Consider the following 16,599-nt stretch of genomic DNA (forward strand, 5'->3'; position numbering starts at 1 on the left):
AGTGAACTCCCACTAGTTAGTTTCTTCAATTCTCAGGTTCAGCATGACTACAAATTATATCTTCGTGACGGGCGGGGTGGTTTCCTCGTTGGGTAAAGGCATTGCAGCAGCGTCTCTTGCCGCCATTATGGAAGCGCGTGGTCTGAACGTGACCATGATGAAGCTGGATCCGTACATCAACGTCGATCCAGGCACCATGAGCCCCATCCAGCACGGTGAAGTGTTCGTAACCGAAGACGGTGCCGAGACTGATCTGGACCTGGGTCACTATGAGCGCTTCATCCGTACCAAGATGAGCAAGCGCAACAACTTCACCTCCGGTCGTATCTACGCCGACGTTCTGCGCAAAGAGCGTCGTGGCGACTACCTGGGTGCCACCATTCAGGTCATTCCCCACATCACCAACGCCATTAAAGAGCGTGTGATCTCCGGTGCCGAAGGCCACGACGTGGCCATCGTTGAAGTGGGCGGCACCGTCGGCGACATCGAGTCGCTGCCGTTCCTGGAAGCCCTGCGTCAGCTGGCGGTAGAACTGGGCCGTGATCGGGCCATGTTCATGCACCTGACTCTGGTGCCGTACCTGTCTGCCGCCGGTGAAGTGAAAACCAAACCGACTCAGCACTCGGTGAAAGAGCTGCTGTCCATCGGTATTCAACCAGACGTGCTGATCTGTCGCAGTGACCGGGTGGTTCCGGCCAACGAGCGCCGCAAGATTGCGCTGTTCTGTAACGTCGAAGAGAAGGCGGTAATCAGCCTCAAAGACGTCGACAGCATCTATAAGATTCCTGCGCTGCTGAAATCTCAGGGTCTGGACGAGTTGCTGACCAAGCGCTTTGGCCTGACCTGTCCGGAAGCGGACCTGGCCGAGTGGGAGCGGGTGATCTACGAAGAAGCCAACCCAACCGCAGAAGTGACCATCGGCATGGTCGGCAAATACGTCGAGTTGCCGGATGCTTACAAGTCGGTCAACGAAGCCCTGAAACACGGTGGCTTGAAAAACCGCCTTTCCGTCACCATTAAGTACGTAGACTCTCAGGATGTGGAAGCCAAAGGCACCAGCATTCTGGAAGGCCTGGATGGCATTCTGGTGCCCGGCGGCTTTGGCGAGCGCGGTGTGGAAGGCAAGATCATGGCTGCCCGTTACGCCCGCGAAAACAAGGTACCTTACCTGGGGATCTGCCTGGGTATGCAGGTGGCGCTGATCGAGTTTGCCCGCAACGTTGCCGGCATGGAAGACGCCCACTCCTCTGAATTCCGTCCGGATTCAACCCATCCGGTTGTGGGTTTGATCACAGAATGGGTCGACGAAGAGGGTAATGTAGAGGAACGCACTGAAAACGCCGATCTGGGCGGTACAATGCGTCTCGGTGCCCAGCTGTGTCACCTGAAAAAAGGCTCCAAGGTTGCCGAACTGTACGGCAGTGATACCTGTGTCGAGCGTCACCGTCATCGCTACGAGGTGAATAACAAATATCGTAAGCAACTGGAGGAAGCGGGGCTGTCCTTTGCCGGACTGTCGACCGATAAGAAACTGGTGGAGATCATCGAGATTCCGGCGCACCCATGGTTTGTGGCCGGACAATTCCACCCGGAGTTTACCTCCACGCCGCGTGATGGCCACCCTCTGTTTGCCGGCTTTGTAAAGGCGGCGGGTGAGTTCCAGAAAGGCGAACTAAACTAGAGAGCGAGATTCCTGTCCGGCTGCCGGGAGCGGTGGCCGGACTTAATTTTTAAACTCTGTATAGGAAATAATGTAATGGCAAAGATCGTTAAGATTGTCGGCCGCGAAGTCATGGACTCTCGTGGTAACCCAACCGTAGAAGCCGAAGTGCATCTGGAAGGTGGGTTCTTTGGCATGGCCTGCGCTCCATCTGGTGCCTCTACCGGTACCCGTGAAGCCCTGGAACTGCGTGACGGTGACAAGTCTCGCTACCTGGGCAAAGGCGTACTCAAGGCCGTTGCCAACGTGAACGACAAGATCGCTCCTGCACTGCTGGGCTTCGATGCCCTGGATCAGCGTGGCCTGGATCAGGCGATGCTGGATCTGGACGGTACCGAGAACAAAGACAACCTGGGTGCCAACGCGATTCTGGCGGTATCCCTGGCAGCAGCCAAAGCGGCCGCGTCTGCCAAAGGCCTGCCTCTGTACGCTCACATCGCCGAACTCAACGGCACTCCTGGCGTGTACTCCATGCCAGTTCCGATGATGAACATCCTCAACGGTGGTGAGCATGCCGACAACAACGTCGACATTCAGGAATTCATGGTTCAGCCTGTTGGCGCCGAGAACTTCCGTGAAGCGCTGCGCATGGGTGCCGAGATCTTCCACAACCTGAAGAAAGTGCTGAGCGCCAAAGGCCTGAACACTGCCGTGGGTGACGAAGGTGGTTTCGCACCAAACCTGGCGTCTAACGCCGATGCTCTGGCGATCATCAAAGAAGCCGTTGAAGCCGCGGGTTACACCCTGGGTAAAGACGTGACTCTGGCACTGGATTGTGCCGCTTCTGAGTTTTACAAAGACGGTCAGTACGTTCTGAGCGGCGAAGGTAAGAGCTTTGATTCTAACGGTTTCTCTGACTACCTGGCCAACCTGACTGAACAGTACCCCATCGTGTCTATCGAAGATGGCCTGGACGAGTCTGACTGGGATGGCTGGGCTTACCAGACCAAGATCCTGGGCGACAAGATTCAGCTGGTGGGTGACGACCTGTTCGTAACCAACACCAAGATCCTCAAGCGTGGTATCGACAACAGCATCGGTAACTCCATCCTGATCAAGTTCAACCAGATCGGCTCTCTGTCCGAAACTCTGGATGCCATCAAGATGGCCAAAGATGCCGGTTTCACTGCGGTTATCTCTCACCGTTCCGGTGAAACCGAAGACGCCACCATCGCCGATCTGGCGGTTGGTACTGCCGCGGGTCAGATCAAGACCGGCTCTCTGTGCCGTTCTGACCGGGTTGCCAAGTACAACCAGTTGCTGCGCATCGAAGAGCAGCTGGCAGGCAAAGTGGCCTACAACGGTCTGAAAGAGATCAACGGTCAGGGCTAATTCCTGCGTCGTGATTGAAAATGCAAAAAGTCGCCTGCGGGCGGCTTTTTTGTTGGCTTTTTTCTTTTCTTTTCCCTCACCTTAGGTCAAGATCTCTGACATCAACGTACGGGTGGATGAGATGCGAGTACTGCTGATAATCATGACGCTGGCCCTGGTGGGACTGCAATACCGCCTCTGGAGCGGTGAGAATGGCTACGCCGAAGTGCGTCGGCTGGAAGTGCAGATCGCCGAACAGAGTGACAACAATCTCGACCTCGAGCAGCGCAACCAGATGTTGCGTGAGGAGATCGCCGATCTGCGTAACGGTCTGGAATCGGTGGAGGAGCGGGCTCGCAACGAGCTGGGTATGGTCGGCAGTGACGAACAGTTCTTCCGAGTCATCAAGCGCCCCTCATCCGACGTCGGTCAATAACGCCTGCCTCCCGGTCATTTCGGAGCTTAAATGCGACAACAACAACATAAAGTGTATGCCGTCGTGCCTGCCGCCGGCATCGGCAAACGCATGGGTGCTGATCTGCCCAAACAATACCTCAACCTCGACGGTCGCCCGATCCTGTCTCATACCCTGTCTCGTCTGCTGGCCCATCCGGACGTCAGTCAGGTGGTGGTGGCACTGAGCCCAAGCGATACCCTGTTTGAGCAACTGGCGGAGTCCGGCGATCCAAGGATACGCCGGGTCGATGGAGGCGGCGAGCGGGCCGACTCGGTATTGGCGGCACTCAACGCCATCGACGATGACGATGCCTGGGTCATGGTGCACGATGCCGCCCGGCCCTGCCTGCGTCAGTTGGACATCACTCGCCTGCTGCAGCAGTCCGGTGCCCAAGGGGGCATTTTGGCGGCGCCGGTTCGCGATACCATGAAACGCGCCAACAACGCCGGCGACATCGATCATACCGTCGAGCGCCAGGGATTATGGCACGCACTGACCCCTCAGCTGTTCCCCCTGGTGGCCCTGCGCGAGGCGCTGACACAGGCGCTGGCACAGGGGGCTGCCATCACCGATGAAGCCTCAGCCATGGAGCGTGTTGGCTGGCAGCCGACCCTGGTGGAAGGGTGCATCAGCAACATGAAAGTTACCCACCCTGACGATCTCAGGATGGCTGAATTATTGATAAAGGAGCTGTAATGATCCGCATCGGTCACGGTTTTGATGTACACAAATTTGGTGGAGAAGGCCCCGTTATCCTGGCGGGTGTACCGGTCGCCTATCATCAGGGGCTGCTGGCCCACTCCGACGGTGATGTGATTCTGCATGCCGTCAGCGACGCCCTGTTGGGGGCCATGGCGCTGGGTGACATCGGTCATCATTTTCCCGACACCGATCCCCGCTTCAAGGGCGCCGACAGCCGGGAACTGCTGCGTCATTGCTATGCTTTAATCAAGGAGCAGGGTTACCGCTTGGGCAACCTCGACGTCACGGTGATTGCCCAGGCGCCGAAGATGGCGCCTCATATTGACGCCATGCGCAGTAACATCAGTGCCGATTTGGAGGCTCAGTTGTCTCAGGTGAATGTGAAAGCCACCACCACCGAAAAACTGGGGTTTACCGGGCGGGCCGAAGGAATTGCCGTTGAAGCTGTGGTGGTGCTGAATCGTGTCTGACTATTCGCTGCCGCAGTGGCACTTTCTTCATGGTCAGCCGACCGCCAGCGGCTTGCTGCGCAGTCAGCCGGAAGATTTCCAGGTCGACGAGTTGTTACCCTTCAGCGCCGATGGTCAGGGCGAACACCATCTGTTGCAGATTCGCAAACGGGAGATGACCACGCATCAGTTGGCCAGAAAGCTGGCGGAGTTCGCCGGCGTTAAGGCCATGGACGTGTCCTGGGCTGGCCTCAAAGACAAATTCGGTGTCACCACTCAATGGCTGTCGGTGCGAATTCCTGGCAAGGACACACCGGACTGGTACAGCCTCAATGACGACAGCATCCAGGTACTGCAGGCCCTGCGGCATAGCAAAAAGCTGCGGGTGGGGGCGCTGCTGGGCAATGCCTTTACCCTGACTCTCAGGCAGCTGAAGGCCGATGATGGCCTTGAAGCCAGGTTGCAGCAGGTTCGGGAAACCGGTGTGCCCAACTACTTCGGTGAACAGCGGTTTGGCCATGGTGGCCGCAACGTGTCCCGGGCTGCCGAGATGTTTTCCGGACGCCGGGTCAAGGACCGCAATAAGCGCAGCCTGTATCTGTCGGCGGCCCGCAGTTTCCTGTTCAATCACTTGGTGTCGGAGCGCCTGCAGCGTCACGGATTGGCGCTGCTGCCCGGCGACACCCTGATGATGCCTGCCGGCGGCAGTTTCTTTAAGTCCGAGGTCGGTGATGCCGATCTCGGTGATCGTCTCGCTCGTGGCGAACTGAGGTTGTCTGCCCCCATGGCCGGCAGCGCTCGCTACGGCGATGACGAGGCCGATCAGTTTGAGCAGTCACAGCTGCAGCGCTGGCCTGAACTGGTGGCCGGATTGGAAGCCGCGCGAATGAAGCAGGAGCGGCGGCCGCTGTTGTTACAGCCTCAAGGGATGAACTGGCAGCAGGATGCCGAGACCCTGACGTTGAAGTTCGTGCTGCCAGCGGGGGCCTATGCCACCTCGGTATTGCGGGAAATACTCCGCTATCAAGATGTACAGAGTATTGAAAATCAATCGGTTAATGGATAAAAATAGCTCACTATGAGAATTCTTGTAAGCAACGACGACGGCGTTCATGCCCCGGGTATCCGGGCCTTGTCTGAAGCATTGGCGCAGATCGCCGAGGTCACCACCGTGGCCCCGGATCGCAACTGCAGTGGTGCCAGTAACTCGCTGACGCTGACCAATCCATTGCGAATTCAGACCATTGAAAATGGCTACATCGCCGTCAATGGTACGCCGACCGATTGCGTTCATCTGGCGATTCGGGAACTGATGGACGGTGAGCCGGACTTGGTGGTTTCCGGCATCAACGCCGGTGCCAACCTTGGCGACGATACCCTCTACTCCGGTACCGTAGCGGCGGCCATGGAGGGGCGTCACCTGGGGCTGCCGACCATTGCCGTATCCTTGGTAGGCCGGGACATGCGCCATTACGAGACCGCCGCTGAGTTTACCGTCAAGCTGGTGCAGCACCTGCAGCAACACCCGTTGCCATCGGATCAGATCCTCAATATCAATGTGCCGGATCTGCCTTCGGAACAGATTCAGGGGGTGAAAGTCACTCGGTTGGGGGCTCGCCACAAAGCCGAAGGCATGATTCGGACTCAGGATCCGGCCGGCCGCGATATCTTTTGGCTCGGCCCTCCCGGTCGTCAGCAGGATGCCGGTGACGGCACCGATTTTGATGCGGTGGCCAACGGTTACATCTCCATCACTCCGCTGACTGTTGACCTGACGGCACACGAGCAGTTGGCGGGGTTACAGAACTGGATGGGTGACTGGCAATGATCGGCAATGCGCAGGCTTACGGTCAGAGGTTGGCTCAACAACTTCAGCAAGCGGGCATTGCCGATGCCCGGGTGCTGAATGCCATCGCTACCACGCCCCGTCAGGGCTTTGTCGAGGGGGCGCTGACCCAGCGGGCCTGGGAAAACACCGCTCTGCCTATCGGTCAGGGGCAGACCATCTCTCAGCCCTACATTGTTGCCCGCATGACACAGGCGCTGCTGGCCGGACTGCAACCGGGTCCGGTGCTGGAGATTGGCACCGGTTCTGGCTACCAGTCGGCCATTCTGGCGCAGTTGGTGCCGCAGCTGTGCACCGTTGAGCGCATCAAAAGCCTGCAGATCACCGCCCGACAACGGTTGAAGAAGATGGATCTGCACAACATCGCCTTCAAATACGGCGATGGCTGGCAGGGCTGGCAGGCGAGGGCGCCGTTTTCCGGCATCATTGTGACGGCCGCAGCACGGGAATTGCCGCAAGCGTTGCTGCAGCAACTGGCCGACGGTGGCCGCATGGTCATCCCTCTGGGAGAGAATGAACAGGTGTTGCACCTGATCACCCGTCAGGGGGATCGCTTTGTCAGCGAAGTGCTGGAAGGGGTGCGCTTTGTGCCTCTGGTTGCCGGTGCAACGGAATAAGGGTGCTTCATCGTTACGCCGCCGCTCACTGGCGGCGTTTGCGTTTCTGGAAGGCCTTATCTTGCCGGTACCGGTGGAGCTGTTGCTGGCGCCCTTATGCCGGGCCCGACCTCGCCGTTGCTGGTACTATGCGACGGTAACCACGTTGGCGGCGGTGGTCGGTGGCCTGGTGGCTTACCTAGCGGCTCGCTGGGGCATGCAGGTCTGGGTGATGCCACTGGTGGAGCGTTGGGGCTACCAGGAGGAGTTGCGGCAGACCCTGGGGCTGTTTCAGCAATGGGGCCCCTGGGTACTGGCGGTAACCGGGCTGACGCCCATCCCCTATAAACTGGCGACATTGGCGGCCGGGGCCAGTGGGATTTCGCTGCTATCGTTTACAGTAGCTGCCTTGATCAGTCGGGCCAGCCGCTATTACCTGGTGGCCTGGGTTGCTCGGCAAACCGGGCGTCTGCCTGCTCATTATGCCTGGATAGGCTGGATCATTTTGGGATTGTTTTTGTGTGCGATAATTGCCCTGTTTTAACTCGTCTTTGTCTGGTTGTGTTGGTGATGATCTCTGCCGGCTGCAGTTTTCAGGCGTCCAACCCGGCGCCTGTGGAAACTTTATACACAGGCAAGACGTTTCGGGACACCGTCAAAGGCAGCGTCAATCAAAAACGCTACAAGGTGCAGCCCGGGGATACCCTCTATTCCATCGCCTGGGCGTCGGGAACCGATTTCCGCCAATTGGCAAAGAACAATTCACTGGGATCGCCCTACACCATACACGTTGGGCAGTGGCTTGATTTAGAGCCGGTCAAAAAAGCAGCAAGACCCACCTCCAAACCACCAAAAACAGTGAAAACCACTGTGAATGCTCGTCAATCCACATCTGGTACTACCAATTCGAAAAAACAAAAAGAAAACACTAAATCGGTTGATCCCAAAAATTCTCAAGAGTATGCTTCAACAAGAAGCTCACAATTTATTAACAGGTCGTTAAACTCTCAACTGCCCAAAAAAGTGGCCGGGTGGAGATGGCCAACCTCCGGAAAGGTGGTTGCGCGTTACTCCGATTCCGGGCAAGGGCTAAAAGGGTTAGACATTGTTTCTAAGGAAGGAACGCCTGTTGTGGCTTCGGCACAAGGCAAGGTGGTGTATGCCGGAAGTGCGTTGCGAGGGTATGGCAAGTTAATAATTATTAAACACAGTGATGATTATCTAAGTGCGTATGCCCACAATAAGAAAATCTTAGTACGCGAACAACAGGGAGTGAAAGCCGGTCAACGGATCGCAGAGATGGGACAAACCGACAGCGACAGAGTGAAATTGCACTTTGAGATTCGCTACAAAGGTAAGCCCGTGGATCCGGAACGGTATCTCCCTAAGCGGTAATTTTTGAAGGGACGTCAAGGTATATGGAGGCTTTACCGTGAATTAATCAATGTGGTTTGGGACAAATTGGGAGACTGGCCAATGAGTCGGAATAACAAGCAATACAGCAGTGCCGCTGCGGTGGCAATCGATCGAGACGATGCGGTTTTGGGGACTGAATCGGCTCAGAAAGGATCGAATAAGACCCGCAAGGCAAATGAATCCGCAGTAGATCAACTGGTTCAGGATGATCTGCAAAAGAACCTCGATGCAACTCAGTTGTACCTGAGCGAGATCGGGTTTTCACCCCTGCTAACCGCAGAGGAGGAGGTCTATTACGCTCGCCGTGCGCAGCGTGATTGTGCTAAATCCCGCAATCGAATGATTGAAAGTAATCTTCGTTTGGTGGTGAAAATTGCCCGTCGCTACAACAACCGTGGGCTCGCACTTCTCGATCTTATCGAAGAAGGCAATCTGGGCTTGATTCGTGCCGTTGAAAAATTTGATCCCGAACGCGGGTTCCGTTTTTCAACCTACGCCACCTGGTGGATCCGCCAGACCATTGAGCGGGCCATCATGAATCAGACCAGGACCATTCGCCTGCCTATCCATGTGGTGAAAGAGCTCAACGTCTATCTGCGTACTGCCCGTGAACTGGCCCACAGCCTGGATCATGAGCCGACCGCCGATGAGATTGCGGCCAAGCTCGATCGACCGGTGGAAGACGTCAGTAAGATGCTTAAGCTGAATGAGAAGATCAGCTCGGTGGATACGCCCATCGGTGGCGACTCCGATAAGGCGCTGCTGGACATCATCGCCGACGACGATGGGGCCAGCCCGGAGGTCAGGGTTCAGGAAGATGACATTCAGGACTCGGTGGTGCGCTGGCTGGATGAGCTGAATTCCAAGCAGCGTGAGGTCTTGGCACGTCGGTTCGGGCTGCTGGGCTACGAGCCTTCCACCCTGGAAGACGTCGGCCGTGAAATTGGCCTGACCCGGGAGCGGGTTCGTCAGATTCAGGTGGAAGCGTTGCGCCGGCTCAAAGATCTGCTGGGAGCTCAGGGTCTCTCAAGCGAGGCACTGTTTCGACAGTGACTGGCATTGCCCTTAAGTGCATTGAAAAAACGCGGTCAGATGACCGCGTTTTTTTGTCTCAGTTCAGCTCCTGCTTGAGCCGGTACAGCAGATCCTGAGCCTGTCGGGGGCTGAGGCTGTCAGGATCAACCTGTTCCAGCATCTCTACCACCGGATGGGAGTCCGGCTCACTTCCTGTTATGGGCAGGGCCATCTGCGGCGTATGACCGCCCTGGTGCTCCTGCTGCTCGAGCTGCGCCAACTTCTGTTTGGCCTGGCGAATCACCCCTTTGGGCACGCCCGCCAGGGCAGCCACTTGCAGGCCATAGCTGCGACTGGCTGGGCCATCCTGAACCGCGTGCATAAAGGCGATGGTGTCACCGTGTTCCACCGCGTCCAGGTGTACGTTGACGGCACCGGGCTGCACGTCCGGCAGTTGGGTAAGTTCGAAGTAATGAGTGGCAAACAGCGTCATCGACTGGCTTTTGCTGGTCAGGTACTCGGCCGCCGCCCAGGCCAGGGACAGGCCATCGTAGGTGGAGGTGCCGCGACCAATCTCATCCATCAGTACCAGGCTGTTGGGCCCGGCATTGTTAAGAATGTTGGCGGTTTCGGTCATCTCCACCATGAAGGTCGAGCGGCCGGAGGCCAAATCGTCCGATGCGCCGATGCGGGTAAAGATCCGATCCACCGGGCCGATTCGGGCGCCATCGGCGGGCACAAAGCTGCCAATGTGGGCCATCAGGGTGATCAGGGCGGTCTGGCGCATGTAGGTGGACTTACCGCCCATGTTGGGCCCTGTCAGGATCAGCATGCGGCGGCTGGGAGCCAGCGCGACCGGGTTGGCGATAAAGGGATCCTTCATCACCTGCTCCACCACCGGGTGACGCCCCCCTTCGATGTGGATTCCGGCGTCATCGGTCAGCTGCGGGCGGCAGTAGTTCAGGCTCTGGGCGCGTTCGGCGAAGTTCTGCAGCACATCCAGCTCGGCGCAGGCAAAGCCAAACTCCTGCAGATCGGCCAGTTTCGGCAGCAGCAGGTCGAACAACTGCTCATACAGTTGCTTCTCCAGTGCCAGCGCCTTGCCCTGACTGGTCAACACCTTGTCCTCGTGCTCCTTGAGCTCCGGCACGATAAAGCGTTCGGTGTTTTTCAGGGTTTGCCGACGCACATAGCTGGCGGGGACCAGCGCCGACTGGGCCCGGCTGACCTCAATGTAGTAGCCGTGCACCTTGTTGTACCCCACCTTCAGGGTGGCGATACCGGTGTTGTCTCGTTCCCGCTGTTCCAGCTCGGCCAGGTAGTCGGTGGCACCCTGTGACAGATCCCGCCAGTAATCCAGATCGGCATCGTAGCCAGGGGCGATAACGCCGCCGTCCCGAATCAGGACCGGCGGGTTGTCGATGATGGCTCGCTCCAGCAGAGCCAGTTCGTCGGGAAACTCCCCCAACTGGGTGATCAATTGTCCCAGGCGAGGACTGTGGCTGTCCGCCAGGGTTGCTTTGAGTTCTGGCAAGTGAGTCAGGGCGTTGCGAAGCCGGGCAAAATCCCGTGGCCGGGCGCTGCGAAGCGCCAGCCGGGCCAGTACCCGTTCGATGTCACCGATGGCCTTCAACAGTTCAGACAGCTCCACAAACAGGCCGCTGTCCAGCAGCTCCTCCACCGCATCCAGCCTCAGGTTCAGCTGCTTGCGTTGCGTCAGTGGCTGATGCACCCAGCGTTGCAACTGTCGCGAGCCCATGGCGGTGGCGGTGCGATCCAGTACCGACGCCAGGGTGTTGTCGTGGCCACCGCTGAGGTTGTGAGTCAGCTCCAGATTTTTGCGGGTGGCGGCATCAAGAATGATGCAGTCACCGTTTTGCTGACGGCTGATGCTGCGGATATGAGGCAGGGCGGTGCGTTGAGTGTCCTTGACGTACTGCAGCAGGCAACCCGCCGCACACAACCCTTTGGCGGCGTTGTCGACGCCAAAGCCTGCCAGGTCGCGGGTGCCAAACTGGCTGGTGAGCTGCTTGCGGGCCGTGGCCAGGTCAAACTCCCACTCGGGTCGTCGCCGCAATCCCTGGCAGGACTCCAGCAGCGCCTTGCCGGGAAACGATTCGGAATACAGCAGCTCTGCCGGGCTGACTCGCTGCAGTTCGGCCAGTAGGGCATCGTCGTCCGCCAGTTCATTGAGGAAGAAGCGGCCCGAGGTCATGTCAAGAGTGGCAAAACCATACTGGCCCTGGTGTTCATAGACCGCGGCCACCAGGTTATCGCGTCGTTCAGTCAGCAGCGCTTCGTCGGTCACGGTGCCCGGGGTGACAATCCTCACCACCTTGCGTTCTACCGGCCCCTTACTGGTGGCGGGGTCGCCCACCTGTTCACAGATGGCAACCGATTCGCCCATCTGCACCAGCCTGGCCAGGTAGCCCTCTACCGCGTGGTAGGGAACCCCCGCCATGGGGATAGGATCACCGCCGCTTTTGCCTCGGGCAGTCAGGGTGATGTCCAGCAGCTGCGCGGTCCGTTTGGCGTCGTCGTAAAAGAGCTCATAAAAGTCGCCCATACGATAGAACAGAATAACGTCCTGATGCTCAGCTTTGAGGGTCAGGTATTGTTGCATCATGGGCGTGTGGTGCTGAAGGGCCGCGGACTGGGTGCTCACAAGGTTCCTGCTAGTCAAATTCAGTGAAGCGGCTATGATACCCGTTATTGAATTTCGCCTCTAGATGGCAAACAACTCTTGATACTGTATGACTATACAGTATACTGACCCCAACAAATGACAGAACGACCCATTGAATTTTAGAGTGGAGCTTGCAATGGACAACAACAAACAGCGCGCCCTGTCGGCCGCCCTGGGCCAGATTGAAAAGCAGTTTGGCAAAGGCTCAATCATGCGTCTCGGTGACGCCACCACCCTGGATATCGAGTCCATCTCCACCGGTTCACTGGGTCTGGATGTGGCGCTTGGCATCGGCGGTTTGCCGGCCGGCCGGGTTGTAGAAATCTACGGTCCTGAGTCTTCTGGTAAAACCACCATGACCCTGCAAGTTGTCGCCGAAGCGCAGAAAATGGGCAAGACCTGTGCCTTTGTGGACGCCGAGCACGCGCTGGATCCTATCTATGCGGAGAAGCTGGGTGTTAACGTCAAAGAGTTGTTGGTGTCTCAGCCGGACACCGGCGAGCAGGCGCTGGAGATCTGTGACATGCTGGTGCGCTCCGGTGCCGTCGATGTTGTGATTGTCGACTCCGTTGCCGCCCTGACACCAAAGGCGGAGATCGAAGGCGAGATGGGTGACTCCCACGTCGGCCTTCAGGCCCGTTTGATGTCTCAGGCCCTGCGAAAGCTGACGGCCAACATTAAGCGCTCCAACACCCTGTGCATCTTCATTAACCAGATTCGGATGAAGATCGGTGTGATGTTCGGCAGCCCCGAGACCACGACCGGTGGTAACGCCCTGAAATTCTACTCTTCCGTCCGTCTGGATATTCGCCGCACTGGTGCCATTAAAGATGGTGACGAAGTGGTGGGTAACGAAACCCGGGTTAAGGTCGTGAAGAACAAGGTGGCTCCACCGTTTAAACAGGCGGAGTTCCAGATCCTGTACGGTGAAGGCACTTCCAAAGAGGGCGAGCTGATCGATCTGGGCGTGAAGCACAAATTGGTCGAAAAGTCCGGCGCCTGGTACAGCTATAAAGGCGAGAAAATCGGTCAGGGTAAGGCCAACAGCATCCGTTTCCTCAAGGAAAACGTGGCCATTGCCGAAGAGATCGAGACTCAGTTGCGTGCCATGCTGCTGGTCAAAGCCGAACCCGCTAAAGATGAGTTTGAAGGCGCCGAAGCCGAGGCTCCGGCAGGAGAGTAAGCTCTGAGCGACAAAGAGACCAAACACGCGGCGCTGGGGTTGCTCAGCCGCCGCGATCACTCAAAAGCCGAGTTGGTGCAGAAGCTGCGTCAACGCGGCTTTTCTGTTTCAGAAGACGCACCATTGATGGAGCAGCTTCAGGATTGGGGCTACCTGGATGATACCCGTTTTGCCATGGGCTATGTGCGCAGTCGCTTTCACCGTGGTGTCGGCCCCAACCGCCTGCGCCAGGAGTTGAGAACCAAAGGCGTGTCCTCTTCCCTGATCGAAACCGCCCTGCAGCAACAGGAGCTGGACTGGTGGGCAGCCTGCCTCTCTGTGGCTGAGCGTCGTTATCAACGCAACGACATCGAGCAGTACGCTAGCCGCCAGAAAGCCTATCGTTTTTTGATGGGGCGAGGTTTTGAATCGGAGCAGATTCAGTTTGCCTTTGATGAATTGCGCCAGCACGGCTAATTTTTCGTAATTTCCCCTTCTTTACTGGTTTGCAGACCTTCCTTGCGGATATAATTGAGCGTTTGTATGGGCAGCGGCCTCACCCACAGTGGGTAGGTGGCTGTCGAACGTCACTCAATCAGTTTTTTCAGGATGACCGCATGCGTATGACCACTGCTGAAATTCGGGAAGCTTTCCTGGAATATTTCCGCACCCAGAACCACGAAGTATTGGAGTCCAGCTCCCTGGTTCCCCATAACGATCCGACATTGCTGTTTACCAATGCCGGTATGAACCAGTTCAAAGATGTGTTCCTGGGCGCCGAGCAGCGCAACTACACCCGAGCCACAACCTCGCAGCGCTGTGTGCGCGCCGGTGGTAAGCATAACGACCTGGAAAATGTGGGGTACACCGCCCGTCACCACACCTTCTTCGAAATGCTGGGTAACTTCAGCTTCGGCGATTATTTCAAAGTGGATGCCATTCATTTTGCCTGGAAGTTTTTGACCGAAGAGTTGAAGCTGCCAAAAGAGAAGCTGTGCGTCACCATCTACGAGTCCGACGATGAGGCCTACGACATCTGGCTGAATCAGATCGGCGTTGCGGCAGACAACATCATCCGCATCGGTGACAACAAAGGCGCACCTTACGCCTCCGACAACTTCTGGCAGATGGGTGATACCGGACCTTGTGGTCCTTGCACCGAGATCTTCTACGACCACGGCGACCACATCTGGGGCGGCCGTCCCGGCACGCCAGAAGAGGACGGCGACCGCTTCATTGAAATCTGGAACATCGTATTCATGCAGTACAACCGTCAGGCCGACGGAACCATGAATCCGCTGCCCAAGCCGTCGGTGGATACCGGCATGGGGCTTGAGCGCATCGCCGCCATCATGCAAGGCGTGCATTCCAACTACGAAATCGATCTGTTTCAGAGCCTGATTAAGCAATCGGCGCAACTGCTGAACGTATCGGATCTGGAAAACAACTCACTGCGGGTGATCGCCGACCACATCCGCTCCTGTGCGTTCCTGCTGGCCGATGGCGTTATGCCCTCCAACGAAGGTCGTGGTTATGTACTTCGCCGCATTATCCGCCGCGCCGTCCGTCATGGCCACAAGTTGGGGGCCAGGGCTCCTTTCTTCCACCGTCTGGCACCGAAACTGGCTGAGTTGATGGGCGCGGCCTACAACGAGCTGAACACCCAGATGCCGGTGATCACCAAGGTACTGAAGACCGAAGAGGAACAGTTCCTGCGCACGGTTGATCGTGGTCTGGCACTGTTGGAAGAGGTACTGACGGATCTCGATGGTGACACCATTCCAGGTGCCAAGGTATTTGAACTCTATGACACTTACGGCTTCCCGGCTGATCTGACCGCTGACATCGCTCGCGAACGCGAAGTCAAGATTGACCAGCAGGGCTTTGATGACGCCATGGCCGCGCAGCGTAAGCGTGCTCAGCAAGCCAGCAAGTTCGGTGTGGATTACAACGAAGTCCTGCGCATCGATGCCGAATCCGAGTTCAGTGGCTATGAGCTGACCGAACAGGCCGCCAAGGTAATTGCCATCTACAAAGAGGGCGAGTCGGTATCGCAACTGCTGGAAGGTCAAGAGGGACAGGTGATCCTGGACACCACGCCATTCTACGCCGAAAGCGGCGGTCAGAGCGGCGACCGTGGTGAACTGCTGATGGCCGACGGTGCCTTCAGTGTTACCGATACCCGTAAGGCTGGCAACGCCATCCTGCACGTGGGCTACGTCTCCGGTGGTGAGATTCACGTTGGTGAGGAGTTGACTGCCGCCATCGATGAGAACCGTCGTCAGGCCATTAAGCTGAACCACACGGCGACCCACCTGCTGCACGCTGCATTGCGCAAGGTGCTGGGTGAGCACGTTACCCAGAAAGGCTCATTGGTAGCCGCCGACAGCCTGCGTTTCGATTTCAGTCACTTCGAAGGGCTGAACATCAAGACATTGCGCACCATCGAGAAATTGGTGAACGATCAGATTCGCGCCAACCACGATGTCTCGACCCGACTGATGAACATTGACGATGCCAAGCAAGCCGGCGCCATGGCGCTGTTTGGTGAAAAGTACGATGATGAAGTGCGGGTGGTCGGCATGGGTGAGTTCTCCACCGAACTGTGTGGCGGAACCCACGTCAACCGCACTGGCGACATCGGTTTCTTTAAGATTGTTTCCGAAGGTGGCATTGCCGCCGGTGTGCGTCGCATCGAGGCGATTACCGGCCAGTACGCCATCGAGGCCATGCACCAGCTGGGCGAGCAGTTCGATAACCTGGCATCTATGGTGAAAAGCGACTCCCATAATTTGGCAGACCGCATTCGCACCATGGTTGAGCGAGGCCGCTGGTTGGAGAAAGAAGTAGAGCGCCTGAACGCCAAGCTGACAGCTCATGCCGGTGCATCACTGGCGGATCAGGCCATCGAGATTGGCGGCGTTAAGGTGATTGTGGCGAACCTGGAAGGGGCCGACCCTAAGTCGCTGCGTGACACCCTGGACCAGTTGAAGAACAAGTTGGGTTCAGGCATCGTGGTATTGGCCGTCTCGAAAGCGGACAAGGTTAGCTTGATCGCCGGTGTGACCAAAGATTTGACCGGCAAAGTCAAAGCCGGTGAATTGGTGAACATGGTGGCCCAACAGGTCGGTGGTAAAGGCGGCGGTCGTCCTGATATGGCCCAAGCCGGCGGTACCGACGTCGCCGCCGTGCCATCGGCATTGGCGACCGTCAATGACTGGTTGGCTCAGCGGCTGTAAG

Annotated in this window: 15 protein-coding genes; 14 read left to right on the top strand and 1 reads right to left on the bottom strand. The window is 57.4% G+C overall.

Annotation, left to right across the window (positions count from 1 at the left end):
- The first annotated feature begins 43 nt into the window (after nt 1-43).
- From J8Z22_RS05130 to rpoS, 11 genes are all read left to right on the top strand, one after another.
- The gene (locus J8Z22_RS05130) at nt 44-1,681 is read left to right on the top strand and encodes a CTP synthase (RefSeq protein WP_028113855.1); all 1,638 of its coding nucleotides are present in this window, start codon (nt 44-46) and stop codon (nt 1,679-1,681) included.
- A 75-nt stretch (nt 1,682-1,756) separates the two neighbouring features.
- Nucleotides 1,757-3,052 (top strand): phosphopyruvate hydratase, encoded by a 1,296-nt coding sequence (gene eno, locus J8Z22_RS05135; RefSeq protein WP_252009246.1) that lies wholly within the window; start codon nt 1,757-1,759, stop codon nt 3,050-3,052.
- 121 nt (nt 3,053-3,173) lie between these two features.
- Nucleotides 3,174-3,467, top strand: coding sequence for a cell division protein FtsB (gene ftsB, locus J8Z22_RS05140; protein WP_028113853.1), 294 nt, complete (start codon nt 3,174-3,176; stop codon nt 3,465-3,467).
- Nucleotides 3,468-3,497: 30 nt separating this feature from the next.
- On the top strand, nt 3,498-4,184 hold the full coding sequence (gene ispD / locus J8Z22_RS05145; RefSeq protein WP_252009249.1) for a 2-C-methyl-D-erythritol 4-phosphate cytidylyltransferase: 687 nt from the start codon (nt 3,498-3,500) through the stop codon (nt 4,182-4,184).
- Complete coding sequence (ispF, locus tag J8Z22_RS05150; RefSeq protein WP_028113851.1) at nt 4,184-4,660, top strand: 2-C-methyl-D-erythritol 2,4-cyclodiphosphate synthase; 477 nt, start codon at nt 4,184-4,186, stop codon at nt 4,658-4,660. Before ispD ends, ispF begins: the two co-directional genes overlap by 1 nt.
- Nucleotides 4,653-5,705, top strand: coding sequence for a tRNA pseudouridine(13) synthase TruD (truD, locus tag J8Z22_RS05155; protein ID WP_245595611.1), 1,053 nt, complete (start codon nt 4,653-4,655; stop codon nt 5,703-5,705). Before ispF ends, truD begins: the two co-directional genes overlap by 8 nt.
- A gap of 12 nt (nt 5,706-5,717) precedes the next feature.
- Nucleotides 5,718-6,467 carry a 5'/3'-nucleotidase SurE gene (gene surE / locus J8Z22_RS05160; protein ID WP_028113849.1) on the top strand — a complete coding sequence of 250 codons (750 nt, stop codon included), beginning with the start codon at nt 5,718-5,720 and terminating at the stop codon, nt 6,465-6,467.
- The gene (locus J8Z22_RS05165; RefSeq protein ID WP_028113848.1) at nt 6,464-7,102 is read left to right on the top strand and encodes a protein-L-isoaspartate(D-aspartate) O-methyltransferase; all 639 of its coding nucleotides are present in this window, start codon (nt 6,464-6,466) and stop codon (nt 7,100-7,102) included. The genes surE and J8Z22_RS05165 overlap by 4 nt, the downstream gene beginning before the upstream one ends.
- Entirely contained in the window at nt 7,089-7,625 is a 537-nt protein-coding gene (locus J8Z22_RS05170) for a YqaA family protein (RefSeq protein ID WP_051252788.1), read from the top strand. The genes J8Z22_RS05165 and J8Z22_RS05170 overlap by 14 nt, the downstream gene beginning before the upstream one ends.
- A gap of 26 nt (nt 7,626-7,651) precedes the next feature.
- Nucleotides 7,652-8,476 carry a peptidoglycan DD-metalloendopeptidase family protein gene (locus J8Z22_RS05175; protein ID WP_084144504.1) on the top strand — a complete coding sequence of 275 codons (825 nt, stop codon included), beginning with the start codon at nt 7,652-7,654 and terminating at the stop codon, nt 8,474-8,476.
- Nucleotides 8,477-8,557: 81 nt separating this feature from the next.
- Entirely contained in the window at nt 8,558-9,550 is a 993-nt protein-coding gene (gene rpoS, locus J8Z22_RS05180; RefSeq protein ID WP_028113846.1) for an RNA polymerase sigma factor RpoS, read from the top strand.
- A gap of 58 nt (nt 9,551-9,608) precedes the next feature.
- On the opposite strand, the gene mutS is transcribed toward rpoS, so the two are convergent.
- Nucleotides 9,609-12,137 (bottom strand): DNA mismatch repair protein MutS, encoded by a 2,529-nt coding sequence (mutS, locus tag J8Z22_RS05185; RefSeq protein ID WP_252010451.1) that lies wholly within the window; start codon nt 12,135-12,137, stop codon nt 9,609-9,611.
- A 196-nt stretch (nt 12,138-12,333) separates the two neighbouring features.
- Between mutS and recA the strand changes: the two genes are divergently transcribed.
- The 3 genes from recA (at nt 12,334) to alaS (ending at nt 16,598) form a co-directional block, all read left to right on the top strand.
- Nucleotides 12,334-13,380, top strand: coding sequence for a recombinase RecA (gene recA, locus J8Z22_RS05190; RefSeq protein WP_035416040.1), 1,047 nt, complete (start codon nt 12,334-12,336; stop codon nt 13,378-13,380).
- A gap of 39 nt (nt 13,381-13,419) precedes the next feature.
- Complete coding sequence (locus J8Z22_RS05195; RefSeq protein WP_252009252.1) at nt 13,420-13,836, top strand: regulatory protein RecX; 417 nt, start codon at nt 13,420-13,422, stop codon at nt 13,834-13,836.
- Nucleotides 13,837-13,976: 140 nt separating this feature from the next.
- Nucleotides 13,977-16,598, top strand: coding sequence for an alanine--tRNA ligase (gene alaS / locus J8Z22_RS05200; protein WP_028113843.1), 2,622 nt, complete (start codon nt 13,977-13,979; stop codon nt 16,596-16,598).
- The last annotated feature ends 1 nt before the right edge of the window (nt 16,599 follow it).

This window comes from Ferrimonas sp. SCSIO 43195 (assembly GCF_023716685.1).
Taxonomy (GTDB): domain Bacteria; phylum Pseudomonadota; class Gammaproteobacteria; order Enterobacterales; family Shewanellaceae; genus Ferrimonas; species Ferrimonas kyonanensis.